The sequence below is a fragment of the Acidipropionibacterium virtanenii genome (assembly GCF_003325455.1).
GTDB classification, from domain to species: domain Bacteria; phylum Actinomycetota; class Actinomycetes; order Propionibacteriales; family Propionibacteriaceae; genus Acidipropionibacterium; species Acidipropionibacterium virtanenii.
On sequence record NZ_CP025198.1, the window covers coordinates 1,542,129 to 1,566,193 of the forward strand.

Below are 24,065 nucleotides of genomic sequence, written 5' to 3' on the forward strand. Positions count from 1 at the left end.
GCGGGCAGATCAGACCAGGGCGGCGATGGCGTCCCCGATCTCCCCGGTGGTGCGCGCCGGTGCGCCCAGTCGGGAGGCGATATCGGCGCTGACGGCCGCGCGGATCCGCTCCGCGTCGGCCGGGCGACCCAGGTGATCCAGCAGCAGTGCCATCGAGGAGATGGCCGCCGTCGGATCCGCCTTCCCGGTGCCGGCGATATCCGGCGCCGAGCCGTGCACCGGCTCGAACATCGACGGGAACTCGCCGCTGGTGTTGATGTTGGCACTGGGCGCCAGGCCTATCCCACCGGTGACCGCCCCCGCCAGGTCGGTGATGATGTCGCCGAAGAGATTGTCGGTGACGGTGACGTCGAAGCGCTGCGGCTCGCGGACCATCGCGATGGTGACGGCGTCGACGTGCAGGTAGTCGTGCTCGACGTCGGGGAAGTCCGCGGCCACCTCGTCGACCACCCGGCGCCACAGGGAGCCGGCGTTGACCAGCACGTTGTGCTTGTGGACGAGCGTGAGGTGCTTGCGGCGCGCAGCGGCCCGGGTGAAGGCGTCGCGGACCACCCGCTCCACCCCGAAGGCCGTGTTGATGCTCACCTCGGTGGCGATCTCCTGGGGCGTCCCGGTGCGCACCACCCCGCCGTTGCCGCAGTAGAGGCCCTCGGTGCCCTCGCGGCACACCAGGAAATCGATCGGGCCGGCCCCGGTGACCTCCTCGGACAGCGGAGTGGGGGTGCCCGGGTACCAGGTCGAGGGGCGCAGGTTGACTCCCTGGTCCAGGGCGAAGCGCAGTTTGAGCAGGAGACCGCGCTCCAGGAGTCCCGAGGGCACCTCGGCCGAGCCCGGAGCCGCACCCACCGCGCCGAGCACGATCGCGTCGGCGGTGGAGATCTCGGCCAGGGTGTCGTCGGAGAGCACCTCCCCGGTGGCCTTCCAGTGCTCGGCGCCGAGCTGGTAGTTCCGGGTGGTGAAGGCGTTACCGATGGTGGCGGCCAGCACCTTGAGCGCCTCTCGGGTGACCTCGGGGCCGATCCCGTCGCCGCCGATGACAGCGAGCTCGGGGACGGCGGAGGCGGGGGTTGCGTCAGCAGTCATGACTCCACGCTAGCGGGCCGTCCAGAATGTGACATCCTCGTACCAGAACGTGGAAGCTGAACGGTGTCGTCGGTGTAGCGTGTCGCCCATGAGCCTGACCTTCGCAGCACAGAAAGACCTCGCCTGGTCCGCTGATGAGACCATCTCGGCGCTCCACGCCGATCCGAGATTCGGCGAGAAGTTCGCCGACCACATGGCCATTGCGACCTGGACGCCGGATGACGGGTGGCACGACGACAAGGTCGTCGACTACGGGCCGCTGGACGTCAACCCGGCCAGCGCAGTGCTGCACTACGCCCAGGAGATCTTCGAGGGTCTGAAGGCCTACCGTCACGCGGACGGCTCGGTCTGGTTGTTCCGTCCCGAGGCCAACGCGGCCCGGTTCGCGAACTCGGCACGACGCCTGGCCCTGCCGGTGCTGCCCGAGGAGGACTTCGTCGCCAGCGTCCTGCAGATCGCGGCCACCGACGCCCGCTGGGTGCCCGACGCCGGGGAGTCGGGGGAGAAGACCCTCTACCTTCGTCCCTTCATGATCGCCTACGAGGACTTCCTCGGCGTCGCGCCCGCCAAGAAGGTGCTGTACTCCGTGATCACCTCGCCGGTCGGCGCCTACTTCGCCGGCGGCGTCAAGCCGGTGCGGATCTGGTTGGAGACCAAGAGCTCGCGGACCGCCCCCGGCGGTACCGGCGAGGCCAAGTGCGGCGGCAACTACGCCACCTCCCTGCTGGCCCAGGAGGAGGCCTACGCCAAGGGCTGCTCCCAGGTGCTCTTCGCCGATGCCGTGGAGCACGCCTGGATCGAGGAGCTCGGCGGCATGAACATCATGGCCGTCAGCGCCGATCACGAACTCATCACACCCGAGTTGTCGGGCACGATCCTGCACGGCGTCACGCGCCGCTCGATCCTCGACATGGCCCCCGACCTGGGGCTGACGCCGGTCGAGCGCAGGCTCGGCGTCTCCGAACTGCTCGACGGCATCCGTTCAGGCCGGTTCCCCGAGGTCTTCGCCTGCGGCACGGCCGCCGTCGTCACCCCGATCGGGTCCCTGGTCGACGAGTCCGGGGAGACCACGGTCAAGGAGCAGACCGGGGAGATCACGATGGCGATCCGCAACCGCCTGCTCGACATCCAGTTCGGCCGCGCCGAGGACAGCCGCGGCTGGCTCCGTCAGGTCTGCTGAGGCCCGCCCATGACCGAGTCTCTGAGCAATCCGTCCGGTATCACGCTGTTCGACACCACGCTTCGCGACGGGGCCCAGCAGGAGGGCCTGCGCTTCAGCGTCGAGGACAAGCTGCGGATCGCCCGCCTCCTCGACGGCCTCGGACTGGGGCTGATCGAGGGCGGGTGGCCCGGCGCCAATCCCAACGACACCTCCTTCTTCGCCCGCGCCCGCACAGAGCTCGAGCTGACCAGCTCCCGGCTGGTGGCGTTCGGTGCCACCCGCCGCCCGGGAGGCAGGGCCGCCGACGACCCGCTGGTCGCCGCACTGAAGGAGGCCGGGGCACCGGTGATCTGCCTGGTCGCCAAGAGCGACTCCCGGCACGTCGAGAAGGCCCTGCGCACCACCGCGGCGGAGAATCTCGAGATGGTGCGCGACACGGTCACCCACCTGGTCGCCGAGGGGTTCGAGGTGATGGTCGACTGCGAGCACTTCTTCGACGGCTACCGTCACGACCCGGGCTACGCCCTCGAGGTGGTGCGCGCCGCCGGCGAGTCCGGGGCGTCGGTGGCGGTGCTGTGCGACACCAACGGCGGCATGATCCCCTCGATGATCACCGAGATCGTGGCCGATGCCGCCCGGCTCGGCGTCCCGTTGGGCATCCACTGTCACAACGACACCGGCTGTGCGGTGGCCAACTCGATGGCCGCCGCGGAGGCGGGGGTGATCCAGATCCAGGGGACACTCAACGGCTACGGGGAACGCACCGGCAACGCCGATCTGGTCACCGTCATCGGCAACCTGGAGACCAAGTACGGCTGCCGTGTGCTGCCCGCCGGGCGCCTCGCCGAGCTGTCCGGAGTGGCCCATGCGGTCGGTGAGATCGCCAACCAGCTCCCCCAGGCCCGTCAGCCCTACGCCGGGCGGTCGAGCTTCGCCCACAAGGCCGGTCTGCACGCCTCTGCCATCCGCATCGACCCCGATCTCTACCAGCACATCGATCCGGCCCTGGTCGGCAACGACATGAGGATGCTCATCTCGGGGATGTCCGGCCGGGCGAATGTGCTGCTCAAGGCCAGCGAGCTGGGGTTCGGGGAGCTCACCCGCGAGCAGGCGTCCGAACTCGTCGACGTGGTCAAGGAACGAGAGGTCGACGGCTACTCCTACGAGGCCGCCGACGCCAGTTTCGAGCTGCTGATGCGCGAACATCTCGGACTGCCCACCTCGCTCTTCGAGGTGCTGTTCTGGCAGGCGAGTTCCCACCAGACCGGGCAGGGGCCCGTCACCACCACGGCGGTGGTCTCCGTGCACCCGACCGGCGACGCGTCCCGGCAGGCCGGGGCCACCACCGTCGAAGCCGTCGGCGACGGTCCGGTGCATGCCCTGGACCAGGCTCTTCGCGGCGCCCTGCTGGATCACTTCCCCCAGATCGCCGGCTGTCGCCTCACCGACTACCGGGTGCGGATCCTCGACGATGGGCACGGCACGGATGCCACCGTCCGGGTGCTCATCGACACCGAGATCGATCAGCGGATCACCACGACGGTGGGGGTCGGTACCGACATCATCGAGGCCAGCTGGGAGGCTCTGGTCGACGCCTACCGGCACGCCCTGGTGAGCGGCATCCGATCCTGATCACAGGACGTCGATCAGCACGCCGGGCCGGGGCCCGGCCGCTCCGATGCTGAAGGCCCCTGCCAGCGCCTGCTCCGCCCGTGGGATGGCCTCGGCGGTATCGGTGAGCAGGGTCGCCAGCGGCTGGCCGGCCACCACCTCGTCGCCGATCTGGGCGGTGAGATAGACCCCGGCGGCAGCCTGCACCGGATCCTCCTTGCGTGCCCGGCCGGCTCCCAGTCGCCAGGCGGCCAGCCCGACATCCATGGCGTCGATGCCGGTGAGAGTGCCGGCCTCGGTGGCCACCACGTCCTGGGAATGGCGGGCCACCGGCAGCCGGGCGTCCGGGTCGCCGCCCTGGGCCTGCACCATCCGGCGCCACACGTCCATCGCGGCCCCGGACCGCAGGGCCTGCTCCGGGTCGGCATCGATCCCGACGGCCTCGACCATCCTGCGGGCCAGGGCCAGGGTGAGTTCCACGACGTCGGCGGGTCCGCCGCCCTGGAGCACCTCGACGGCTTCGGCCACCTCGACGCCGTTCCCGGCGGCCCGGCCCAGCGGGGAGTCCATCCGGGTGAGCAGGGCCGTGGTCGTCACTCCCGCGGCCCGGCCCAGCTCGACCAGGCGACCGGCCAGCTCCCGGGCGTCGGACTCGGTCTTCATGAAGGCTCCCGAGCCGGTCTTGACGTCGAGCACCAGGGCCGAGGTGCCCTCGGCGATCTTCTTGCTCATGATCGAGGAGGCGATCAGCGGAACGGACTCGACGGTGCCGGTGACGTCGCGCAGCGCGTAGAGCTTCTTGTCGGCCGGGGCCAGGCCCGGCCCGGCCGCGCAGATGACCGCTCCGACCTCCTCCAGCTGGCGCATCATCTGCCCGGTGGACAGGTCCGCATGCCACCCGGGGATCGCCTCCATCTTGTCCAGGGTGCCGCCGGTGTGGCCCAGACCGCGTCCGGACAGCTGGGGGACCGCCGCCCCGCAGGCCGCCACCAGGGGAGCCAGAGGCAGGGTGATCTTGTCGCCCACCCCTCCGGTGGAGTGCTTGTCGACAGTCGGACGGGAGAGCCCGGAGAAGTCGAGGCGCTCCCCGGAGGCGATCATCGCGGCCGTCCAGCGCGACAGCTCGGGACCGTCGAGGCCCTGGAAGTAGATCGCCATCGCCATCGCCGACATCTGCTCATCGGCCACAGACCCTCGGGTGTAGGCGTCCAGGAGCCAGTCGATCTGCTCGTCGTCGAGCCTGCGGCCGGATCGCTTGGATCTGATGAGGTCCACCACATCGAATTGGGCAGTCATGGGCGTCAGTATTCCAGCCTCGATACGCTGGGGCCCATGCGTATCGCTCGTTTCGTCCCCACCGGAGGCGATCCCGCCTTCGGAATCGTCGAACTGGCCGCCGATCAGGGCGACCATCCCGACACCGTCGCGGTCATCACCGGAGATCCGGTGGCCGGACCGGTCCAGTACACCGGCGCCCGCCACGACCTGGCCGATGTGAGACTGCTGGCACCGGTCATCCCCCGGAGCAAGGTGGTCGGGGTCGGACGCAATTACGCCGAGCACGCCGCCGAACTCGGCAATGAGACCCCGGCGGAGCCGCTGATCTTCCTCAAACCCAACACCTCGGTCATCGGACAGGATGAGGCCGTCATCAAGCCGGCCTTCACCCACGACCTGCACTACGAGGGGGAGCTCGCGGTGGTGATCGGGCGGATCTGCAAGGACGTGCCGCCCGAGAGGGCCCAGGAGGCGATCTTCGGCTTCACCGTGGCCAATGACGTCACCGCCCGCGACCTGCAGTCCCGTGACGGGCAGTGGACCAGGGCCAAGGGATGCGACACCTTCTGCCCCCTCGGTCCCTGGATGGTCACCCACCTGTCGGTGGCCGAGGCCCAGAACCTCGCCATCACCACCCGGCTGGACGGCCAGGTCGTCCAGCGCGGCACCACGAGGCAGATGGTGCACCCGATCCCCGAACTCATCAGTTACACGAGCTCCTTCATGACCCTGCTGCCCGGTGACGTCATCCTCACCGGCACGCCGGCAGGAGTCGGACCGATGAACCCCGGCCAGCGCGTCGAGGTCGAGATCGACGGCGTGGGCACCCTCTCCAACACCGTGGTCGAGAGCTGAGGCAGATGCTCAACAGCCACGACGCCACTGGCGCGCCGCTCACCGATCCCGAGTCGCGGGTCGACTACTCCCAGGTGCTGCGAACCCCCGGCCAGGGGCCGGTCGCCGGGGTGGTGGGCATCGCCGGGGCGCTGCTGGGCTATGCGGTCGTCGTCCCGGTGGTGCTGCAGCTGCTGCTGGGAGCCGGATGGTTCGCCGGCGGGCGGGACGGGAGCTACTCGGCCTACCAGACCCGGGCCGCCGGATACGAGACGATCTGGGGCCTGGTGTCGACCCACCTGGCGCTGGCCTGCCTCATCCCGATCGTGCTGCTACTGGCCCGCCACCTCCACCGGCGTGCGCCGCGCTGGGTGTGCTCGGTTCAGCCGGGAATGCGCTGGCGGTTCCTCCTGCTGGTGGTCGTGGTGGCCGTCGTGGTGCTGAATCTGACCCAGGTGATCGCCCGAGGCGGGGAGCCGTATCACTTCTCGGTGCCCCACCTGTGGTGGCTGTGGATCCTGGCCATCCTCGTCACCTCCCCCCTCCAGGCGGCCGCCGAGGAGTTCTTCTTCCGGGGCTACCTGATGGGAACGCTGGGCTGCCTGGGTCTCAACAAGTGGCTTGCAGTGATCGGCTCGGCGCTGGTCTTCGCCCTCTTCCACGGCACCCAGAACCTGTGGCTGTTCATCGACAGGTTCGCCTTCGGCCTGGCGGCCGGCGTCCTGGTGATCCTCACCGGTGGCCTGGAGGCCGGTATCGCCGCGCACACCGTCAACAACCTCTTCGCCTTCGGCTATGCCGTCTTCCAGGGAGGCGCCTCACAGGCGCGAGGAGTCACCTCGATGGGCATGACCGACGCCTTCTGGGACGTCGGCGGATTCGTCTGCGTCGCCGTGGCCGCGTGGTCGGTCGGACGTGGCATGAAAGTTGCCCGGCGCACCCCGGAGCGGGTCGGGCCGGAGCCCTCGTGACCACCACTGTGGCCGCCCCGGCCCCCGATTTGCCGAGTTCGGGCAAAGCTTGCTAACGTTCTACGTCGTTGCGCCACTCCGGTTCTCCGGGGCGGTACGACGGTGGGGTATGGGGTAATTGGCAGCCCGACTGATTCTGGTTCAGTTAGTCCAGGTTCGAGTCCTGGTACCCCAGCTCCGAAGGAATGCTGGACGATTGGCGGATGAACCGGTCGAACTGCTACCCTTTCGGGGCTGGGACAATCTCAGCTGAAAACTGAATGCACCAACGTGATCGAAGGTCATTTCTTGGCCGTTCGGTGAACTTGGCCCCGTAGTGCAGCGGCCTAGCACGCGGCCCTCTCAAGGCTGAAACGGCGGTTCGAATCCGCTCGGGGCTACCACACGAAAGGCCCGGACCTCACGGTCCGGGCCTTCTTGCTGTTCCGGTACAGTGCTCCGGATGCGTCGATTCCAGTCGGCACATCATTCTGCTGAGCGGCGCAGAACCTCCGAGAGCCGGTCCGCCGCAGCCATCACGGCAGGAGCATGGATCCGGCCCGGCTGGCGGGTGAGTCTCTCGATCGGGCCCGAGACCGAGACGGCGGCGATCACCTTGCCCGAGGGGGAGCGCACGGGCGCCGAGACCGACGCCACCCCGGACTCGCGCTCACCGACCGACTGGGACCATCCCCGCTTGCGCACGGCCGCCAGGGTGACCGCCGAGAAGGCCGAATGGGCGAGGCTGCGCTGGATGCGGTCCGAATCCTCCCAGCCGAGCAGGATCTGGGCGGCCGAACCGGCGTCCATCGACATCACGGTGCCGACCGGGATGGTGTCGCGCAGCCCGGTGGGGCGCTCCGCGGCCGCCACGCAGACCCGGCTCTCGCCCTGGCGCCGGTAGAGCTGGGCGGACTCGCCGGTGATGTCGCGCAGCCTCGCGAGGATCGGCCCGGAGGCAGCCAGGAGACGGTCCTCGCCGGCTGCGGCGGCCAGTTCGGCAAGCCGGGGCCCGAGGATGAAACGGCCCTGGAGGTCGCGTCCCACGAAGCGATGGTGCTCAAGAGCCCGGGCCAGTCGGTGGGCGGTCGGTCGCGCCAGCCCGGTCGCCTGGACCAGCCCCGCCAGGCTGGCCGGACCCGTCTCCAGCGCCGCCATCACCAGCGCCGCCTTGTCGAGGACTCCGACCCCACTTGAATTGTCCATATGGCAAGATTAGCGTCTCAGTTCTTGATCGGCCAGCCACAATGGCCGATATGGGTTCCCGGTGAGCGGGGATCGCAGCGCAGAAAGGGAGTGAGATGGGCCGCACACTCAGCGAGAAGCTGTGGGATGCCCACGTCGTCCACAAGGGAGAGGCGGGGGAGCCGGACCTCCTCTACATCGACCTTCACCTGGTCCACGAGGTGACCAGTCCCCAGGCCTTCGAGGGCCTGAGGCTGGCGGGGCGCCCCGTGCGCCGTCCCGATCTCACGATGGCCACAGAGGACCACAACATCCCGACCATCAACATCGACCTGCCGATCGCAGACCCGGTGTCACGGGCACAGGTCGACACCCTGCGCAGGAACGCCGCCGACTTCGGTGTGCCGATCCACTCCCTGGGTGACGCCGACCAGGGCGTCGTACACATCATCGGTCCCCAGCTCGGACTCACCCAGCCCGGCATGACCATCGTGTGCGGCGACTCGCACACCTCCACCCACGGCGCCTTCGGCGCCCTGGCCTTCGGCATCGGCACATCCGAGGTCGAGCACGTCCTGGCGACCCAGACCCTGCCGCAGGCGCGGCCGAAGACCATGGCCGTGACCGTCAACGGGCAGCTGCCCGAGGGAGTCACCCCCAAGGATCTGGTCCTCACCCTGATCTCCGAGGTCGGAACCGGCGGCGGTCAGGGCTACGTGGTCGAGTACCGCGGCGAGGCCTTCGAGACGATGTCGATGGAAGGCCGGATGACGGTCTGCAACATGTCCATCGAATGGGGCGCCAAGGCAGGCATGGTGGCCCCCGACGAGACCACCTTCGCCTACGTCAAGGGCCGCCCGCACGCCCCGCAGGGCGACCAGTGGGACGAGGCAGTCGCCTACTGGCGGACGCTGCGCACCGACGAGGACGCCGTCTTCGACCGCGAGGTCGTCCTCGACGCCTCCACCATCTCGCCCTTCGTCACCTGGGGCACCAACCCGGGACAGGGCGTCCCCCTCGCCGGCTCCGTGCCATCGGCCGAGGAGTTCACCGACGAGGTGGCGCGCAGCTCGGCCGAGCGGGCCCTGCAGTACATGGACCTGACTCCCGGCACCCCGATGCGCGACATCGGCATCGACACCGTCTTCCTCGGATCCTGCACCAACGGACGCATCGAGGACCTGCGCCTGGCCGCCGGGATCATCAAGGGACACAAGGTGGCCGAGGGCACCCGGATGCTCGTCGTCCCCGGCTCCGCCCGGGTCAGGCTCCAGGCGATGGAGGAGGGTCTGGACACGATCTTCACCGAAGCCGGGGCCGAGTGGCGGGGAGCCGGCTGCTCGATGTGCCTGGGCATGAACCCCGACCAGCTGTCACCGGGCGAGCGCTCGGCGTCCACCTCGAACCGCAACTTCGAGGGACGCCAGGGTCGAGGGGGCCGGACCCACCTGGTCTCCCCGCCGGTCGCCGCCGCCACTGCCATCACCGGCCACCTGTCCTCACCCGCCGATCTCGTTGCCGTGGAGGCCTGAGTCATGGAGAAGTTCACCAGCCACACCGGCGTCCCCGTCCCGCTGCGCCGCAGCAACGTCGACACCGACCAGATCATCCCCGCGGTCTACCTCAAGCGGATCACCCGGACCGGCTTCGAGGACGGCCTGTTCTCCGCCTGGCGCAAGGATCCCGAGTTCGTCCTCAACCAGCCCGCATGGAAGAACGGCTCGATCCTCATCCCCGGCCCCGACTTCGGAACAGGGTCCTCCCGCGAGCACGCCGTCTGGGCCCTCCAGAACTACGGCTTCAAGGTGGTCATCGGGTCGCGCTTCGGAGACATCTTCCGCAACAACTCCGGCAAGGCCGGGCTGCTCATCGCCACCGTCGACCAGCAGATAGTCCAGAAGCTCTGGGACTGGACCGAGGCCAACGCCGGAGAACCCATCTCCGTCGACCTCACCGAACGCGTCATCGTCGCCGGTGACCAGAGCTACCCCTTCGAGATCGACGAGTTCACCCGCCACCGTCTCCTCGAGGGACTCGACGAGATCGGCTCGACCCTGAAGCACGCCGACCAGATCGACGAGTACGAGGCGGCCCGACTCCCCTTCAAGCCCGTCACTGTGCTGTAGGAAGGGGGCGACCCCCCTTCGCTCGCGCGGGCGCTCGCTGACCCCTGCCGTCGGGTCCGAGGCGGTCGGGCAGGCGGCAGTGGCCTCGCGCTGCGGGTCGGGACGGTGCCCGCGCTCAGGGGGCCCTTCGCGTCCGGGACTTGCCACTGAGACGGTAAGTTGTGGCGCGTCGTCGATCGAGGAGGAATCCGTGCCCCTGCTGCCCCTGACCAACCCCGGGGACAGTCCCGGGCCGGTCTTCAAGCTCGGCGTCGGCACTCTCCTCCCGACCGCCAGACTGCTGACGCGGTTCGACCATCACGGTGCGGAGAATCTGCCCGCACCCGGCGGCGCCCTCATCGTCGCCAACCACATCTCCAACTTCGACCCGGTCGTGCTGGGGTCCTTCCTGGTGATGAACGGGCGCTGGCCGCACTGGCTGGCCAAGAAGGAGATCTTCGACGTGCCGGTGATCGGGTGGGTCGCCCGGCACGCCGACCAGATCCCGGTCAACCGGAAGGCCCCCGGCCCCGAGATCCTCGCCCACGCCCGCCGGGCGCTGGCCCGGGGCATGACCCTGGTGATGTACCCGGAGGGCACCATCACCGGTGACCCACTGCACTGGCCCATGGTGGGCCACACCGGCGCCGCCCGGCTGGCCCTGGAGACCGGCGCGCCGGTGATCCCCGTCGGGCAGTGGGGTCCCCACGAGGTGATGGGCTTCAAGACGATGACCTTCCCCAGGGTCTTCCCGCGCCGGACGATGCACCTGCACTGCGGCCCGGCGGTCGACCTCACCGAGTTCCGCGGCGGCATCCATGACCAGCAGTCCGTGCGCCGGGCCACCGAGAAGATCATGGAGGCCATCGACGCCCAGACGGAGCTGGCTCGCGGCGAGAGCGCACCCGACACCCGCTACGACATCCGCACCGGGCAGCGGGTCGCCAAAGCATCCCTGAGTTAGACCCGGGTCGTCCCACGGGTATCGTGTGGGGGCATTCGCAGCGGAAGGAACCCCATGACTGATGCCACCGTAGATCCCACTGTGCAGGTCGACCATGCCCGTGACGACGGGCCCACCCGGGTCGCCGTGGTCTTCGGCGGAGTCAGCTCCGAGCACTCGATCTCCTGCCTGACGGCCGCCAACGTGATCGCCGCGATGGACCCCGATCTCTACAGCGCTATTGGTATCGGCATCACCCGCGACGGCATCTGGACCCGCTGGAGTGCCGAGGAGATCCTGGCCCTGCCGAACCAGGGACCGCTTCCCGAGGTGACCGCCGGACACCGCGGGACCGGCCTCAAGAAACTCGACCGGGGCACCTTCCTGATCGACAACGACGGCACCTGCGATCTGGAACCGGTCGACGTCGTCTTCCCCCTGATGCACGGCCCGTTCGGAGAGGACGGCACCATCCAGGGGCTCTTCGAGATGACCGGCGTCCGCTACGTCGGATGCGGAGTCGCCGCCAGCGCCAACTGCATGGACAAGCACCTCACCAAGGCGCTCCTCGACGACGCCGGCCTGGCCGTCGGCCCCTACGCCGTGATCCGACCCCACGAATGGTCCGCGGATCGCGCCGGCTGCCTCGACCGGCTCTCCGCCCTGAGCTACCCGCTCTTCGTCAAACCCGCCCGAGGCGGCTCCTCAGTCGGTATCACCCGCGTCAGCCGGCCCGAGGAGCTTGAGACGGCGGTCGATCAGGCCAGGCGCCACGACCCGAAGGTCATCGTCGAGCAGGGCCTGGTCGGCCGTGAGATCGAGTGCTCGGTGCTCGGCGGCCACGACGGACAGCCGCCCCGGGCGTCCCTGCCCGGCGAGATCATCGTCCACGACCCCGAGGGGTTCTACGACTTCGACGCCAAATACCTCACCGACGACGCCCTGGCCACCGTGGCGGTGCCCGCCGATCTCGACGAGGCCACCACCGCCAGGATCCGTGAGACGGCCGTCCGGGCCTTCCAGGTGCTCGGTTGCGAAGGCCTGGCGCGCATCGATACCTTCGTCACCGACGACGGCCGGGTCATCATCAATGAGCCCAACACCATGCCCGGATTCACCCGCAGCTCGGGATTCCCCCTGATGTGGCAGGCCAGCGGGATGGACTACCGGGCCCTCATCACCGACCTGCTGGAACTGGCCATGGAGAGGCCCCTCGGACTGCGCTGACCGGCTACCGGCAGGCGCTCACCTCCGGCATCGCCGAGACCGCCGCGGCCAGATCGACCAGGGCGTCGGCGGCGGGGGAGTGCACGGCCGGCACCGTCACCTCCACATATCCGGACCGCCCGATCGTCGTGAACCGCCAGATCTCGGTGAACTCCTCGGAGTACCAGCCCACGCCGTCCACCTCGTCGCAGCGCGAGGTGGAGGTCAGGCCCGCGGGACGGGGCACCCCGCAGCGCAGGGTCACCGCGGGATCGCCCCAGGAGGCGGTGAACGTCCCCGTGGCGGTGCGCGACAGCCCGTCAACGGTCCCCGGCAGACGGGCCATCACCGCCCGGCAGCCCACGGCCGCCGAACCCGACGGGGAGGGCTCGGGGACAGGCGCCCCCGATACGGCGCCGCAACCGGAGAGCAGCAGGGCCCAGAGGACCGAGGACAGGAGCGCGGTGGCCGCCCGGGGATGGGTGCGGAACATGGTGTCACGCTAGCGTTGCTCCCAGGGATCATGCAGCGCGTCCCGACCAGGAGAACCCAGGAGACGAAAATGGCCAAGAACGGTCCGACCATCGCGGAGATCGGCGAGTTCCCGCTCATCAGATCCCTGGTGCGCGACCTGCCGTCAGACCCGGCAGTGTCACTGGGGCCCGGCGATGACGGAGCCGTCTTCCTGGTCGACGGTTCCGCGGTGATCTCCACCGACGTCCTCGTCGAGGGGGTGCACTTCCGCCGCAGCTGGTCGGGCGCCCAGGACATCGGCCGCAAATCGGTGGCGGTCAACGTCGCCGACATCGAGGCGATGGGCGCGGCCCCGGTAGCGATGGTGATCGGCTTCAGCGCACCCGCCGACCTGCCCGTCAGCTGGGCCCGGGAGTTCATGACCGGGCTTCGCGAGGAGGCCGCCCGGGCCCGCGTTGCCATCGTCGGAGGAGACACCACCGCGGGCCCGGTCGTCACCGTCTCGGTGACCGTCATCGGGCAGACGGCCGGCATCGCGCCGGTGCGCCGCGACGGCGCGGCCCCCGCGGACATCGTCGCCATCAAGGGCCGGCTGGGCTGGGCGGCAGCGGGACTCGTGGTGCTGGGACGCGGATTCCGCTCCCCGAGGGTCGTCGTCGAGGCCCAGAGATGCCCGGAGGTGGCCTATGGTGCGGGACGCCAGGCCGCACTGGCCGGAGCCCACGCCATGATCGACGTCTCCGACGGGCTCGTCGCCGACCTGGGCCACATCGCGGAGGCCTCGGGAGTCGCCATCGACATCGATCAGGCTCGCCTCGACATCCCCGACCCGCTGCGCACGGTCGGCATGGCCACCGGCCTCGACCCGATCACCTGGGTGCTGGGAGGAGGGGAGGACCACGCGCTGGCCGCCACCTTCGCAGTCGGGGAGGTGCCCGACGACTGGCAGGTCATCGGCAGGGTCCTGGACAGCACCGAGCAGACCGAACCCACCGTGCTCGTCGACGGACGACCCTGGGAGCACGCCGGAGGCTGGACGCACTTCTGATTCATCGAGGCAGGGGGGCGACCCCCTTGCAACCCTCGTGGCGGCGGCCCGAGCAGGGGCCGAGTCGGCGTCGCGGGCCTGGCATTGCGGGACTTGCGGCGTTGCTCCGCGGTTCTGGGGCGGGTGGTTGCTAGCCTCGGTGCCATGGCGACCCGTGCGTCTTCCCCGGCGCGGTCCCGCAGTACCTCGGCCAAGAAGTCGTCGAGCCGCGGGAACACGCGCACGAGTGGAAGCAGGAAGAAGACGACGACCGGCTCGAAGAAGCGGCCGGCCACCTCGTCGAGCCCTGAGAACCCGGTCGCCAGGGCCCTGTCGGCCATCTGGTTCGGTCTGGCCGGACTCGCCGGGCGGGCCGTTCGCCGCATCGGCTCACGGCTGGTGGACCCGGCGAACCGCCGCGACGGGGCCGGCCTCATGCTGCTGCTGTGCTCCCTCCTGGTCGCGGCCCTGTTCTGGTTCCAGCTGCCCGGCCAGGTCTCGGGCGGACTGCGCACCGGCGTCGTCACAGTCTTCGGATCGATGTCCTACGCCCTGCCGCTGTTCGGGCTGATCATGACCTGGCGCACCTTCCGCCACCCCGACCGCAACGGGCCGGCCGGTCGCCAGCTCATCGGCTGGGGCCTGCTCATGCTCGGCACCCAGGGGGTCGTCAACATCTCCGACGGGCTGCCGCGCCCCGATCACATGGAGCAGCTGCGTGCTGCCGGAGGGATGCTCGGATTCATCTCCTCCAGCTTCATCGCCGACCTGCTCACCAGGTGGGTGGCCGTGCCGCTTCTGGTGGCGATGGCCGTGCTGGGAGTGTTCATCATCATCGGCCGGCCCCTCATCGAGGCCCTCGGGCGGCTGCGCAGGACCGGTCGGGGGCGTCGCGACGAGACCGCGATCGAGTCCCGCGAGGCCTACGAGACCCCGCTGGTGAGCGAGGACGACACGCCCACCCAGGAACTCGACCCTCCGACCGTGGTGGACCGGCCCCGGTCCGGCCGCAGGCGCCGTCGCACGGGAGATCCCGGGGGCTCCCGGGAGATCTTCGACATCGAGGCGGAGGACACACCCGCGAAGGCGTCCGGAGCCGCCCAGGACGACCGGGAGCGCACCACCGCCGGCCTGCCCAAGGGATTCACGGTCCACGAGCACACCGATCTGGAACCTCCTCAGCACGAGCCGATGCCCGCCCGCGTCGAACAGCTGCAGCTGTCCGGCGACATCGCCTACACCCTGCCCGCTCCCGATCTGCTGGTCCCCGGATCCGTGCCCCAGGCACGCACCGAGGCCTCCGACGCGGTGGTGTCGAAACTGAGCGGGGTCTTCGACGAGTTCGGCATCGACGCCCAGGTCACCGGCTACTCCCGTGGGCCCACCGTCACCCGGTACGAGGTGGAGCTCGGCTCCGGTGTGAAGGTGGAGAAGGTCACCGCGCTGAGCCGCAACATCGCCTACGCGGTCGCCTCGCCCGATGTGCGCATCCTTTCCCCGATCCCCGGCAAGTCGGCCATCGGGGTGGAGATCCCCAACCTCGACAAGGAGATCGTCTCCCTGGGCGACGTGCTGCGCTCGGGCAAGGCCCGCAACGACCACAACCCGCTGGTCGTGGGCCTGGGTAAGGACGTCGAGGGCGGCTTCGTCATCGCCAACGTCGCCAAGATGCCGCACCTGCTCGTGGCCGGCGCCACCGGTTCCGGCAAGTCGAGCTTCGTCAATTCGCTCATCACGTCGGTGATGATGCGGGCCACCCCCGACGACGTGCGGATGATGCTCGTAGACCCCAAGCGGGTCGAGCTCAACCAGTACGAGGGGATCCCTCATCTGGTGACTCCGATCATCACCAACGCCAAGAAGGCCGCCGAGGCCCTCCAGTGGGTGGTCCGCGAGATGGACCAGCGCTACGACGACCTGGCCGCCTTCGGATTCCGCCACGTCAAGGACTTCAACAAGGCCGTCCGGGCCGGCCAGGTGGTCCTGCCCGAGGGCTCCCAGCGGGTCCTGGCCCCCTACCCATACCTGCTCGTGGTGGTCGACGAGCTCGCCGACCTCATGCTGGTGGCCCCCCGCGACGTCGAGGACTCCATCGTCCGCATCACCCAGCTGGCCCGGGCGGCCGGAATCCACCTGGTGCTGGCCACCCAGCGCCCGTCCACCGACGTCGTCACCGGCCTCATCAAGGCCAATGTGCCCTCCAGGCTCGCCTTCGCGACCTCCTCGATGACCGATTCCCGGGTCATCCTGGATCAGCCCGGGGCAGAGAAGCTGGTCGGCCAGGGTGACGGGCTGTTCCTGCCGATGGGCGCCTCCAAACCCGTCCGGGTGCAGGGATCCTGGGTCTCCGACAAGGAGATCCACGCCGTCGCCGAGCATGTCAAGGCCCAGATGGAGGCCCACTACCGCGACGACGTCGCCGCCCCGGTCGCCGAGAAGAAGGTGGCCGAGGACATCGGCGACGACCTCGAACTGGTCCTGGAGGCCGCCAAGCTGGTGGTGGAGCTGCAACTCGGCTCCACCTCGATGCTGCAGCGCAAGCTGCGGGTCGGATTCGCCAAGGCCGGCCGGCTCATGGACATCCTGGAGACCCGGCAGGTGGTCGGCCCCTCCGAGGGATCCAAGCCGCGCGACGTCCTCGTCAAGCCCGACGATCTCGACGACGTCCTGGCCAATCTCCAGGCCGAGGGCTGAGCCGCCGCTCAGTCGGAGGCCGGTGGACGACCGGTGTCATAGCGCCAGGCCGACGGCTTCGGCGGGAAGGCGAGCACCACGGTCAGCACGATCCAGCCGATGTACGGCATGAAGGACACCAGGTCGAACCATCCGGACATGTCGGCGTCGTCCGGCCGCGGAGGGGCCCAGAACAGATCCTCGGTGCTGTGGGGCTCACATCGCTGTGTCATCGCGGCTCTCTTGTCGGCGGGTAGCCGCATGCTGTTGGAAGATGATCAGGCCTTGGCCGGGAGATGCAGGGGCCGCATGGGGACCGTACTCGGTTCCCATGCGGCCCCTGCAGGTCGGAGTCAGCTCTCGACCGGCAGCTTCCCCGTGTCGTAGCGCTGCCAGGCCTGCGGCACCGAGGGCATCGCCAGCAGGATGAGCACGACGATGGAGCCCCCGGGGATGAGGCTCAGCAGGTAGAACCAGCCGGACTTGTCGGTGTCGTGGAACCTGCGGACCGCGATGGCGATCGAGGGGACCAGGATGGCCAGGCTCCAGATGCCCAGGATGATGTACATGAAGATGAGGCCGCCGCTGATGCCCGCGACCGCGGCATTCGGATCATAATTCGGGTCATACGGATCTGTGGGGATGGATGCGACGGCGGAGGCGGCCATGACTGCGGCGAAGATGCCGAAGACCAGGCCGATCAGGCCGTTGAAGAGCACCACCCACCAGTACTCCGATCTGGAGGCGCGGCCGTTGAACACGGCGTAGTTCTTGAAGAAGAGCTGGACGGCTCGGCCGAATCCCACCGAGGGCCTGGGGCGACCGCCGCCCGGACCGGGCATCGCGCCGTAGGGGGCGGGAGCGTAGGGGCTCTGCCCGTACGGATTCTGCTGTCCGTAGGGGCTCTGCTGACTGTAAGGACCTGGCTGTCCCTGCTGACCGTAAGGACCGGGCTGGCCCTGCGCCTGCTGGTAGGGCTGCTGGTACGGATCGGGGTTCTGGGGAGCCGGTCCCCACTGTTGATTGGACATCCTCAGTCTTTCGTCGGAGTTACCTGTGGTACCGCTGCGATGATGGTAGCGGGGCGCGGCGTCAGAGGACCTTGATGAGACGGCGAGAGGGCCACGGCGATTGGCCGCGGCCCTCTGCAGAGCAGGTCTTCTGATCAGCTCTCGGCAGGGAGCTTGCCGTTGTCGTACTGCTGCCAGGCGGCGGGATTCGAAGGGCTGGCGGTGAGGACGATGAAGATGATCGTCCCCACGAACGGGATGAAGTTGATGAAGAACCATCCGCCGGAGCGTCCGGTGTCATGCAGTCGACGCCAGGCGATGGCAAGGCTGGGTACCAGAATCGCCAGGCTCCACAGCCCGCTCAGCGACATCAGGGCCGTGCTGCCCGAATCGCCCGCGGCCCTGCCGATGCCGTTGAGGACCACGTTGACGAGCCAGGTGAACAGCATCACCCACCAGAACTCCGAGCGGGAGGCCCGGCCGTTGAACACGGCGTAGTTCTTGAAGAAGAGCTGGATCGCCTGGCTGAAATTCACTGAGGGGCGCGGGCGTCCGCCCTGCGTCTGACCGAAGCTGTTCTGGCCGTAGGGATCTCCGGGAACCTGGCCGTAGGGATCTCCGGCCGGAGGCTGAGGAGTGCTCATATCTGTCCTTCCGATGTGGGACTGGGGACAGCACGAGACTATGGGGCCACCGGGTCCGGTCGCCAGCCCATGAGGCCGGCTCAGCCTCAAGCTGAGTCACTGAACCGTCCCGCCGACGTCACGGGCTGAGAATCACGACGTGTCGAGCCGTGCCATCGCCGCGATCATCCGACGCCTGATCAGACAACGTCATTCCGGGGACCGGACTTGACCTGGAGTTCGCTCCAGGGAGCACGCTGGTCTTCATGGAGCAGATGATGAGACTCGGCGACGACGGGCCGATCGTGCCGCCATTGGCGATCGGCACGATGTACTTCGGAACCCGAGTCGCCCTGGGCACCGCTGTGGATATCCTCGACGCCGCGTTGGATGTGGGGGCGACGTTCCTGGACGCCACCCTCGGACTGTCGGCGCCCGATGTTCGCGCGCAGACCGGGGAGAGCCTCCGACGGCTGCGCACGGATCATATCGACGTCCTCTACGCGCACATCGATGACACTCGCGTCCCGCCCGAAGACACCGTGGGCGCCCTTCAGGACGGGATCCGGCGGGGCACGGTGCGTGCGATCGTCTGTTCCAACATCACGGCGTCCCGCCTGCGGGAGGCTCTGCGGGCGGCCGGGAGCGGACCCCGGTACGTCGCCGTTCAACAGCGATTCACCTACTTGAATCCGACGCCCGGCGCCGACCTGTCGCCACACGTCCTCCTGGACGAGGTTCTCGCCCGGGAGGCCACCGAATCCGGCCTGCGTCTGGTCGGGTACTCACCGCTGCTCAACGGCTCCTACACCCGTGCGGACCGCCCGCTGCCCGACGCCTATCGACATTCCGCGACCGCCAGGCAACTGGCGGCACTCACCCGGACGGCCAGGGCGACGGGGCTGGACGTCATCGACGGCAAGATCGGTGATTACAAGGAGCGTCTGGCATCCGCGGGCCCGGTCAGGACCGAACAACCCGACTGACGAACCCGTGTTGCGGTGCATCGGCCCCGGAAGCGTCATCAGGTCAGTGGGCACAGCCGGGCTCGAACCGGCGACCTCCAGCGTGTAAGGCAGGCGCTCTGACCAACTGAGCTATATGCCCCGCGACGCGCACACCCTACCGGTCCGGCGCAAGATCGGCTCGGTGCGGGGCTGTGGCCCACCCTGTAGAGTGGGCGCCCGTGGCACTGGCAGACCTTCAGCAGACCGTTGACGAACTCGATCATTCACTCTCCGAGATCGAGTCGGTTCTCGACCCCGAGGCCAAGCGTCGGGAGATCGAGGAACTCGAGAAGGAGGTCGCGGCCCCCGACCTCTGGGACGACCAGGAGCACGCCCAGCAGGTGACGTCGCGGCTGTCGGCCCTGCAGTCGCAGGTGGACAGACTCGAGCAGCTGCGCTCCCGGATCGAGGACGCCGGCGTCCTGCTGGAGTTCGCCGGCGAGGGCGGTGACGCCGAGTCGGCCGCCGAGGCCGAGGCGGAGGTCGCCTCGCTGCGCACCGAGATCGACGCCCTCGAGGTGCGCACCCTGCTGTCGGGCAAGTACGACGAGCGCGAAGCCCTGGTCACCATCCGTTCGGAGGCCGGCGGGGTGGATGCCGCCGACTTCGCCGAGATGCTCATGCGGATGTACCTGCGCTGGGCCGAGCGGCACCAGTACAGGATCGAGGTGCTCGACACCTCCTACGCCGAGGAGGCCGGCATCAAGTCGGCCACCTTCATCGTCCACGCCCCCTTCGCCTACGGCACTCTCTCGGTCGAGCAGGGCACCCATCGGCTGGTACGGATCAGCCCCTTCGACAATCAGGGACGCCGTCAGACCTCCTTCGCCGGGGTCGAGGTGCTGCCGGTGGTCGAGGAGACCGATCATGTCGACATCCCCGAGTCCGACCTGCGCGTCGACGTCTTCCACGCCTCGGGCCCCGGAGGCCAGGGGGTCAACACCACGGACTCCGCCGTCCGCCTGACCCACCTGCCCACCGGCATCGTGGTGAGCTGCCAGAACGAGCGCTCCCAGATCCAGAACAAGGCCGCCGCGCTGCGCGTCCTGCAGGCCAAGCTCCTCGAGAAGGCCCGCGCCGATCAGGAGGCCGAGATGAACTCGCTGAAGTCCGAGGGCAACTCCTGGGGGGCGCAGATGCGTTCCTACGTGCTGCACCCCTACCAGATGGTCAAGGACCTGCGGACCAACCACGAGGTCGGAAACACCGACGCCGTCTTCGACGGCGACATCGACGCCTTCATCGACGCGGGAATCCGCTGGCGGCGCAGCCAGGAGACCGAGTGAGCGACGCCCGCTGAACCGAGTCGGAGAGGCGGGGACAGGCACAGTGGGCGAGTCGCCGCTTGCCCCCACGGGCTGGTCCAATAGACTCGGGAACGGCCGTGCTGAGAAATTCTCAGGAAGCGGCCGCCTGATCGGCCTCCCGGCGATCGGGCAGCTCTCAGACACAAGGACGGTCCGTTGATCACCTTCGACAATGTCACCAAGGTCTACGAGGGTCAGGCAAGACCCGCCCTCAAGGGTGTCAACGTCGACATCGACAAGGGGGAGTTCGTCTTCCTGGTCGGCCAGTCCGGTTCGGGCAAGTCGACCTTCATCCGGCTCATCCTGCGCGAGTACCGACCCACCAGGGGCACCGTCTACGTCGCCGGCAAAGACCTCAACACCCTGCACACCTGGAAGGTGCCCGCTCTGCGGCGTCAGATCGGAACCGTCTTCCAGGATTTCCGGCTGCTTCCGGGCAAGACGGTGTATGAGAACGTGGCCTTCGCCCTGCAGGTGATCGGCCGGTCCACCCGCGAGATCCGGAAGGTCGTCCCCGAGACTCTCGACCTGGTGGGCCTGGCGGGCAAGGAGAAGCGCCTGCCCGACGAACTGTCCGGCGGCGAGCAGCAGCGCGTGGCGGTGGCCCGCGCATTCGTCAACCGCCCCAAGATCCTCATCGCCGACGAGCCGACCGGCAACCTCGACCCGGCCACCAGCGTCGGCATCATGAAGCTCCTCGACCGTATCAACCGCACCGGAACCACTGTCATCATGGCCACCCACGACTCGACGATCGTCGACCAGATGCGCCGCCGGGTGATCGAACTCGACACCGGGCGAGTCGTCCGCGACCAGACCGAAGGGGTGTACGGGACCGCCTGACCCCGGCGTCGCCCCGATCCATCCCGACTACCTCCAGAGGAACACACATTCATGCGTCACACGTTGAGAGAGACCTGGACGGGCCTTCGCCGCAACCTCACCATGACGGTTGCCGTGATCGTCACCATGTGGGTCTCGTTGTCCCTGTTCGGGGCCGCCCTGCTGGCGACCCAGCAGGTCGATCTGGTCAAGGGCAAGTGGTACGACAAGATCGAGGTGTCGGTCTTCCTGTGCGTACCCAACGTCGACGGCGGGCAGTGCACGGGCAACCAGGCCGCGAGCCAGTCCCAGAAGGACGCCATCAAGAAGACGCTCGAGGCCAATCCTCAGGTCTCCACGGTCTACTACGAGTCCAAGCACCAGGCCTATGAGGAGTACCAGCGGGTCTACAAGGACTCCCCGGTCAAGGACGTCCTCACCGAGGACACCATCCAGGACTCCTTCCGGGTCAAACTGAAGAATCCCGAGCAGTACCAGGGAGTCGTCTCCCAGGCTCAGGGGCTGCCAGGGGTGCAGGCGGTGCTGGATCTCCATCCGGTGCTGGATCCACTCTTCATGTGGCTCAACGCCCTGAAGTGGGGGACCCTCGGCATGTCGGCCCTGCTGCTGGTCGCCGCGGCGCTGCAGATCGGCAACACGATCCGGATGGCGGCCTTCGCCAGACGCCGGGAACTGGGCATCATGAGACTGGTGGGCGCATCGAACGCGTACATCCTGACCCCCTTCCTGCTGGAGTCCCTGGTGGCCGGTCTCATCGGCGGGGTTCTGGCCTGCGGGACGGTGGCCCTGGGGGTCTACGCCATCATCATGGAGAAGGCCGCCAAGACGATCACCACGATCGTATGGGTCGGGTGGCATCAGACATTCCTCGCGATGGGTGCGGTACTGGTCGTCTCGGTGCTGCTCTCGGTGATACCGGCGCTCGTCGCCACCACGCGATATCTGAAGGTCTGAATCCGGAGGCGCGACCGCGTCCGCGGCTCTGCGGGAGTCGCTAGAATGGCGGGTCTGTGCACGCAAGGAGGTCCGCTATGCCCAGGGAGAAGGGTCAGAAGGTCGTCGCCCGCAACCGGAAGGCCTTCCACGACTACACGATCGGGGAGACCTGGGAGGCCGGAATGGTCCTCCAGGGCACCGAGGTGAAGTCGCTGAGGGCGGGCAAGGCATCCCTGGGGGACGCCTTCGCCCAGGTGGACGATCGGGGCGAGGTGTGGTTGTACAACCTTCATATCCCCGAGTACGCCTTCGGCACATGGCGCAATCACGACGTCATGCGCAAGCGCAAGCTGCTCCTGTCGAAACGGGAGATCGCCAAGCTGGCCAGGGAGTCCACCGACTCCGGGAAGACGATCGTTCCGCTCCAGCTGTACTTCAAGGACGGCTACGCGAAGGTTGAGATCGCCGTGGGTACCGGCAAGCGCGACTGGGACAAGCGCCAGTCCATCAAGGAGCGCGATGCGAAACGCGAGGCCCAGCGGGCCATCGGGACCCGCCTGAAGCGGGGGAGGCGCTGAGAGCGCCGCCTGCCTCAGATCGACCGGACCATCCTGAATATCCAGGGTGGTCCGGTCGTCGTTCGTCCCCTCGCCGGCCCGGTCACCGTCTGCTGTCAGGTTGTGAGCACTTCCCCCAGTGATGTATAAATATTCGTATGACTGCAAAGGCATTCACTGTTGCGGTGGCCGGGGCATCCGGCTACGCGGGCTCGGAGGCCGCCCGGATCATCGCAGGACACCCGGGCCTGCGTCTCGGCGAACTCGCGGCGCACAGCAACGCCGGGCAACCGGTCGCGGCACTCATGCCGCAGCTGGCCGGAGCCCCCGGGCTGGCGACAAAGTTCACCGACCTGGATCCCGACCATCTGGCTGGCCACGACGCCGTCGTCCTGGGCCTGCCCCACGGGGCCTCGGCCGAACTCGCCGGACGGCTGGCCGAGACCAACCCCGACATCGTCATCGTCGACGCCGGAGCCGATTTCCGGCTCGCCTCGGCCGCCGACTGGCGACGCTGGTACGGCTCCGAACACGCCGGCACCTGGGCATACGGGCTGCCCGAGCTGCCCCTGGCCGGTGGCGGTCGCCAGCGCGATCGGCTGGCCGGGCGGCGTCACATCGCCGGCCCCGGATGCAATGCCTCGGCCGTCGCTCTCGGACTGGCGCCCGTGCTGGCGGGCGGGCTCGTCGATCCGGTGGCCCTGTCCGCAGCGCTGCCGGTCGGCACCTCCGGGGCCGGCCGGAAGGCGAAGGCCGACATGATCTTCTCGGAGATCAGCGGCGGGGCCCGGCCGTACTCCACCGGCGGCCGGCACCGCCACGTGCCCGAGATCCTGCAGTCCCTGCGCACCGCCGGAGCTCCGGAGACCACCAGCCTGTCCCTGACGGCGATCCTGGTCCCGATGAGCCGGGGAATCCTGGCGGTGTGCACCGGACGGACGCTCCCGGGCACCACCACCGGCCGGCTGCTCGAGGCGTTCAACGACGCCTACAGCGACGAGCCGTTCATCACCGTGCTTCCGGCCGGGCAGATGGCCTCCACCCACCCGATCGTCGGATCGAACATGGTGCAGATCTCGGCCGAGGCCGATCCCGACTCCGGGGTCTCCACCGTGCTGGTCGCCATCGACAACCTCGTCAAGGGCACCGCGGGGGCCGTGGTCCAGTGCCTCAACCTGGCACTCGGACTGCCCGAGACCCAGGGGCTGCCGCGAATCGGGCTGGCCCCCTGACAGCCATCCCGCTCCACGA

The 24,065-nt window shown here is 68.7% G+C and carries 23 protein-coding genes and 3 tRNA genes; 18 read left to right on the plus strand and 8 right to left on the minus strand.

Annotated features, from left to right (window positions below):
• Positions 1–9 precede the first annotated feature (9 nt).
• Entirely contained in the window at positions 10–1,083 is a 1,074-nt protein-coding gene (locus JS278_RS07130) for a 3-isopropylmalate dehydrogenase (RefSeq protein ID WP_114044573.1), read from the minus strand.
• A gap of 88 nt (positions 1,084–1,171) precedes the next feature.
• Here JS278_RS07130 and JS278_RS07135 point away from each other — a divergent pair, with 88 nt between their 5' ends.
• Complete coding sequence (locus tag JS278_RS07135) at positions 1,172–2,263, plus strand: branched-chain amino acid aminotransferase (protein WP_114044574.1); 1,092 nt, start codon at positions 1,172–1,174, stop codon at positions 2,261–2,263.
• 9 nt (positions 2,264–2,272) lie between these two features.
• Entirely contained in the window at positions 2,273–3,877 is a 1,605-nt protein-coding gene (gene cimA / locus JS278_RS07140; protein ID WP_114044575.1) for a citramalate synthase, read from the plus strand.
• Here cimA and JS278_RS07145 read toward each other — a convergent pair whose 3' ends face one another.
• Entirely contained in the window at positions 3,878–5,152 is a 1,275-nt protein-coding gene (locus JS278_RS07145; protein WP_114044576.1) for a thymidine phosphorylase, read from the minus strand. It lies immediately after the preceding gene.
• A 36-nt stretch (positions 5,153–5,188) separates the two neighbouring features.
• Between JS278_RS07145 and JS278_RS07150 the strand changes: the two genes are divergently transcribed.
• The 4 genes from JS278_RS07150 to JS278_RS07165 all read left to right on the plus strand — a co-directional run bounded on the left by JS278_RS07150 (position 5,189) and on the right by JS278_RS07165 (position 7,322).
• A complete protein-coding gene (locus JS278_RS07150; protein WP_114044577.1) occupies positions 5,189–5,989 on the plus strand; it encodes a fumarylacetoacetate hydrolase family protein in 801 nt (266 codons plus the stop codon).
• 5 nt (positions 5,990–5,994) lie between these two features.
• Positions 5,995–6,939 (plus strand): CPBP family intramembrane glutamic endopeptidase, encoded by a 945-nt coding sequence (locus tag JS278_RS07155; protein WP_114044578.1) that lies wholly within the window; start codon positions 5,995–5,997, stop codon positions 6,937–6,939.
• A 103-nt stretch (positions 6,940–7,042) separates the two neighbouring features.
• Positions 7,043–7,114 (plus strand) — tRNA-Gln (locus JS278_RS07160).
• A 132-nt stretch (positions 7,115–7,246) separates the two neighbouring features.
• A tRNA-Glu gene (locus JS278_RS07165) sits at positions 7,247–7,322 on the plus strand.
• 82 nt (positions 7,323–7,404) lie between these two features.
• Here JS278_RS07165 and JS278_RS07170 read toward each other — a convergent pair.
• Positions 7,405–8,124: an IclR family transcriptional regulator gene (locus JS278_RS07170; RefSeq protein WP_114044579.1), complete on the minus strand. Its 720-nt coding sequence runs from the start codon at positions 8,122–8,124 to the stop codon at positions 7,405–7,407.
• 95 nt (positions 8,125–8,219) lie between these two features.
• On the opposite strand from JS278_RS07170, the gene leuC reads away from it, so the two are divergent.
• The 4 genes from leuC to JS278_RS07190 all read left to right on the plus strand — a co-directional run bounded on the left by leuC (position 8,220) and on the right by JS278_RS07190 (position 12,378).
• Complete coding sequence (gene leuC / locus JS278_RS07175) at positions 8,220–9,635, plus strand: 3-isopropylmalate dehydratase large subunit (protein WP_114044580.1); 1,416 nt, start codon at positions 8,220–8,222, stop codon at positions 9,633–9,635.
• 3 nt (positions 9,636–9,638) lie between these two features.
• Positions 9,639–10,229 carry a 3-isopropylmalate dehydratase small subunit gene (gene leuD, locus JS278_RS07180; protein WP_114044581.1) on the plus strand — a complete coding sequence of 197 codons (591 nt, stop codon included), beginning with the start codon at positions 9,639–9,641 and terminating at the stop codon, positions 10,227–10,229.
• A gap of 190 nt (positions 10,230–10,419) precedes the next feature.
• Positions 10,420–11,172 (plus strand): lysophospholipid acyltransferase family protein, encoded by a 753-nt coding sequence (locus tag JS278_RS07185; protein ID WP_114044582.1) that lies wholly within the window; start codon positions 10,420–10,422, stop codon positions 11,170–11,172.
• Between the two features lie 54 nt (positions 11,173–11,226).
• Positions 11,227–12,378, plus strand: a complete 1,152-nt coding sequence (locus tag JS278_RS07190; RefSeq protein ID WP_114044583.1) for a D-alanine--D-alanine ligase family protein — start codon at positions 11,227–11,229, stop codon at positions 12,376–12,378.
• A gap of 4 nt (positions 12,379–12,382) precedes the next feature.
• On the opposite strand, the gene JS278_RS07195 is transcribed toward JS278_RS07190, so the two are convergent.
• Complete coding sequence (locus JS278_RS07195) at positions 12,383–12,850, minus strand: DUF3515 domain-containing protein (protein WP_114044584.1); 468 nt, start codon at positions 12,848–12,850, stop codon at positions 12,383–12,385.
• Positions 12,851–12,919: 69 nt separating this feature from the next.
• Here JS278_RS07195 and JS278_RS07200 point away from each other — a divergent pair, with 69 nt between their 5' ends.
• Both JS278_RS07200 and JS278_RS07205 read left to right on the plus strand, forming a co-directional pair.
• A complete protein-coding gene (locus tag JS278_RS07200; protein WP_114044585.1) occupies positions 12,920–13,879 on the plus strand; it encodes a thiamine-phosphate kinase in 960 nt (319 codons plus the stop codon).
• A gap of 144 nt (positions 13,880–14,023) precedes the next feature.
• Positions 14,024–16,552: an FtsK/SpoIIIE family DNA translocase gene (locus tag JS278_RS07205; protein ID WP_245935235.1), complete on the plus strand. Its 2,529-nt coding sequence runs from the start codon at positions 14,024–14,026 to the stop codon at positions 16,550–16,552.
• 8 nt (positions 16,553–16,560) lie between these two features.
• Here JS278_RS07205 and JS278_RS07210 read toward each other — a convergent pair whose 3' ends face one another.
• The 3 genes from JS278_RS07210 to JS278_RS07220 form a co-directional block, all read right to left on the minus strand.
• A complete protein-coding gene (locus tag JS278_RS07210) occupies positions 16,561–16,764 on the minus strand; it encodes a DUF805 domain-containing protein (protein WP_147243169.1) in 204 nt (67 codons plus the stop codon).
• A 120-nt stretch (positions 16,765–16,884) separates the two neighbouring features.
• Positions 16,885–17,562: a DUF805 domain-containing protein gene (locus tag JS278_RS07215; RefSeq protein ID WP_114044587.1), complete on the minus strand. Its 678-nt coding sequence runs from the start codon at positions 17,560–17,562 to the stop codon at positions 16,885–16,887.
• 134 nt (positions 17,563–17,696) lie between these two features.
• Positions 17,697–18,185 carry a DUF805 domain-containing protein gene (locus tag JS278_RS07220; protein ID WP_114044588.1) on the minus strand — a complete coding sequence of 163 codons (489 nt, stop codon included), beginning with the start codon at positions 18,183–18,185 and terminating at the stop codon, positions 17,697–17,699.
• Positions 18,186–18,430: 245 nt separating this feature from the next.
• On the opposite strand from JS278_RS07220, the gene JS278_RS07225 reads away from it, so the two are divergent.
• Positions 18,431–19,150, plus strand: coding sequence for an aldo/keto reductase (locus JS278_RS07225; protein WP_114044589.1), 720 nt, complete (start codon positions 18,431–18,433; stop codon positions 19,148–19,150).
• A 47-nt stretch (positions 19,151–19,197) separates the two neighbouring features.
• On the opposite strand, the gene JS278_RS07230 is transcribed toward JS278_RS07225, so the two are convergent.
• A tRNA-Val gene (locus tag JS278_RS07230) sits at positions 19,198–19,271 on the minus strand.
• 79 nt (positions 19,272–19,350) lie between these two features.
• Between JS278_RS07230 and prfB the strand changes: the two genes are divergently transcribed.
• From prfB to argC, 5 genes are all read left to right on the plus strand, one after another.
• On the plus strand, positions 19,351–20,457 hold the full coding sequence (gene prfB / locus JS278_RS07235; RefSeq protein ID WP_114044590.1) for a peptide chain release factor 2: 1,107 nt from the start codon (positions 19,351–19,353) through the stop codon (positions 20,455–20,457).
• Positions 20,458–20,634: 177 nt separating this feature from the next.
• Positions 20,635–21,321 carry a cell division ATP-binding protein FtsE gene (gene ftsE, locus JS278_RS07240; RefSeq protein WP_114044591.1) on the plus strand — a complete coding sequence of 229 codons (687 nt, stop codon included), beginning with the start codon at positions 20,635–20,637 and terminating at the stop codon, positions 21,319–21,321.
• 51 nt (positions 21,322–21,372) lie between these two features.
• Complete coding sequence (gene ftsX / locus JS278_RS07245; RefSeq protein ID WP_220150047.1) at positions 21,373–22,275, plus strand: permease-like cell division protein FtsX; 903 nt, start codon at positions 21,373–21,375, stop codon at positions 22,273–22,275.
• A 77-nt stretch (positions 22,276–22,352) separates the two neighbouring features.
• Positions 22,353–22,835, plus strand: coding sequence for an SsrA-binding protein SmpB (gene smpB / locus JS278_RS07250; protein WP_114044592.1), 483 nt, complete (start codon positions 22,353–22,355; stop codon positions 22,833–22,835).
• Between the two features lie 131 nt (positions 22,836–22,966).
• Positions 22,967–24,046, plus strand: a complete 1,080-nt coding sequence (argC, locus tag JS278_RS07255) for an N-acetyl-gamma-glutamyl-phosphate reductase (RefSeq protein ID WP_114044593.1) — start codon at positions 22,967–22,969, stop codon at positions 24,044–24,046.
• Positions 24,047–24,065 lie beyond the last annotated feature (19 nt).

Coding starts and splice junctions, on each gene's coding strand:
- JS278_RS07130 (WP_114044573.1), bottom strand. CDS start 1,083: ATGACTGCTGACGCAACCCCCGCCTCCGCCGTCCCCGAGCTCGCTGTC.
- JS278_RS07135 (WP_114044574.1), top strand. CDS start 1,172: ATGAGCCTGACCTTCGCAGCACAGAAAGACCTCGCCTGGTCCGCTGAT.
- cimA (WP_114044575.1), top strand. CDS start 2,273: ATGACCGAGTCTCTGAGCAATCCGTCCGGTATCACGCTGTTCGACACC.
- JS278_RS07145 (WP_114044576.1), bottom strand. CDS start 5,152: ATGACTGCCCAATTCGATGTGGTGGACCTCATCAGATCCAAGCGATCC.
- JS278_RS07150 (WP_114044577.1), top strand. CDS start 5,189: ATGCGTATCGCTCGTTTCGTCCCCACCGGAGGCGATCCCGCCTTCGGA.
- JS278_RS07155 (WP_114044578.1), top strand. CDS start 5,995: ATGCTCAACAGCCACGACGCCACTGGCGCGCCGCTCACCGATCCCGAG.
- JS278_RS07170 (WP_114044579.1), bottom strand. CDS start 8,124: ATGGACAATTCAAGTGGGGTCGGAGTCCTCGACAAGGCGGCGCTGGTG.
- leuC (WP_114044580.1), top strand. CDS start 8,220: ATGGGCCGCACACTCAGCGAGAAGCTGTGGGATGCCCACGTCGTCCAC.
- leuD (WP_114044581.1), top strand. CDS start 9,639: ATGGAGAAGTTCACCAGCCACACCGGCGTCCCCGTCCCGCTGCGCCGC.
- JS278_RS07190 (WP_114044583.1), top strand. CDS start 11,227: ATGACTGATGCCACCGTAGATCCCACTGTGCAGGTCGACCATGCCCGT.
- JS278_RS07195 (WP_114044584.1), bottom strand. CDS start 12,850: ATGTTCCGCACCCATCCCCGGGCGGCCACCGCGCTCCTGTCCTCGGTC.
- JS278_RS07200 (WP_114044585.1), top strand. CDS start 12,920: ATGGCCAAGAACGGTCCGACCATCGCGGAGATCGGCGAGTTCCCGCTC.
- JS278_RS07205 (WP_245935235.1), top strand. CDS start 14,024: ATGGCGACCCGTGCGTCTTCCCCGGCGCGGTCCCGCAGTACCTCGGCC.
- JS278_RS07210 (WP_147243169.1), bottom strand. CDS start 16,764: ATGACACAGCGATGTGAGCCCCACAGCACCGAGGATCTGTTCTGGGCC.
- JS278_RS07215 (WP_114044587.1), bottom strand. CDS start 17,562: ATGTCCAATCAACAGTGGGGACCGGCTCCCCAGAACCCCGATCCGTAC.
- JS278_RS07220 (WP_114044588.1), bottom strand. CDS start 18,185: ATGAGCACTCCTCAGCCTCCGGCCGGAGATCCCTACGGCCAGGTTCCC.
- JS278_RS07225 (WP_114044589.1), top strand. CDS start 18,431: ATGGAGCAGATGATGAGACTCGGCGACGACGGGCCGATCGTGCCGCCA.
- ftsX (WP_220150047.1), top strand. CDS start 21,373: ATGCGTCACACGTTGAGAGAGACCTGGACGGGCCTTCGCCGCAACCTC.
- smpB (WP_114044592.1), top strand. CDS start 22,353: ATGCCCAGGGAGAAGGGTCAGAAGGTCGTCGCCCGCAACCGGAAGGCC.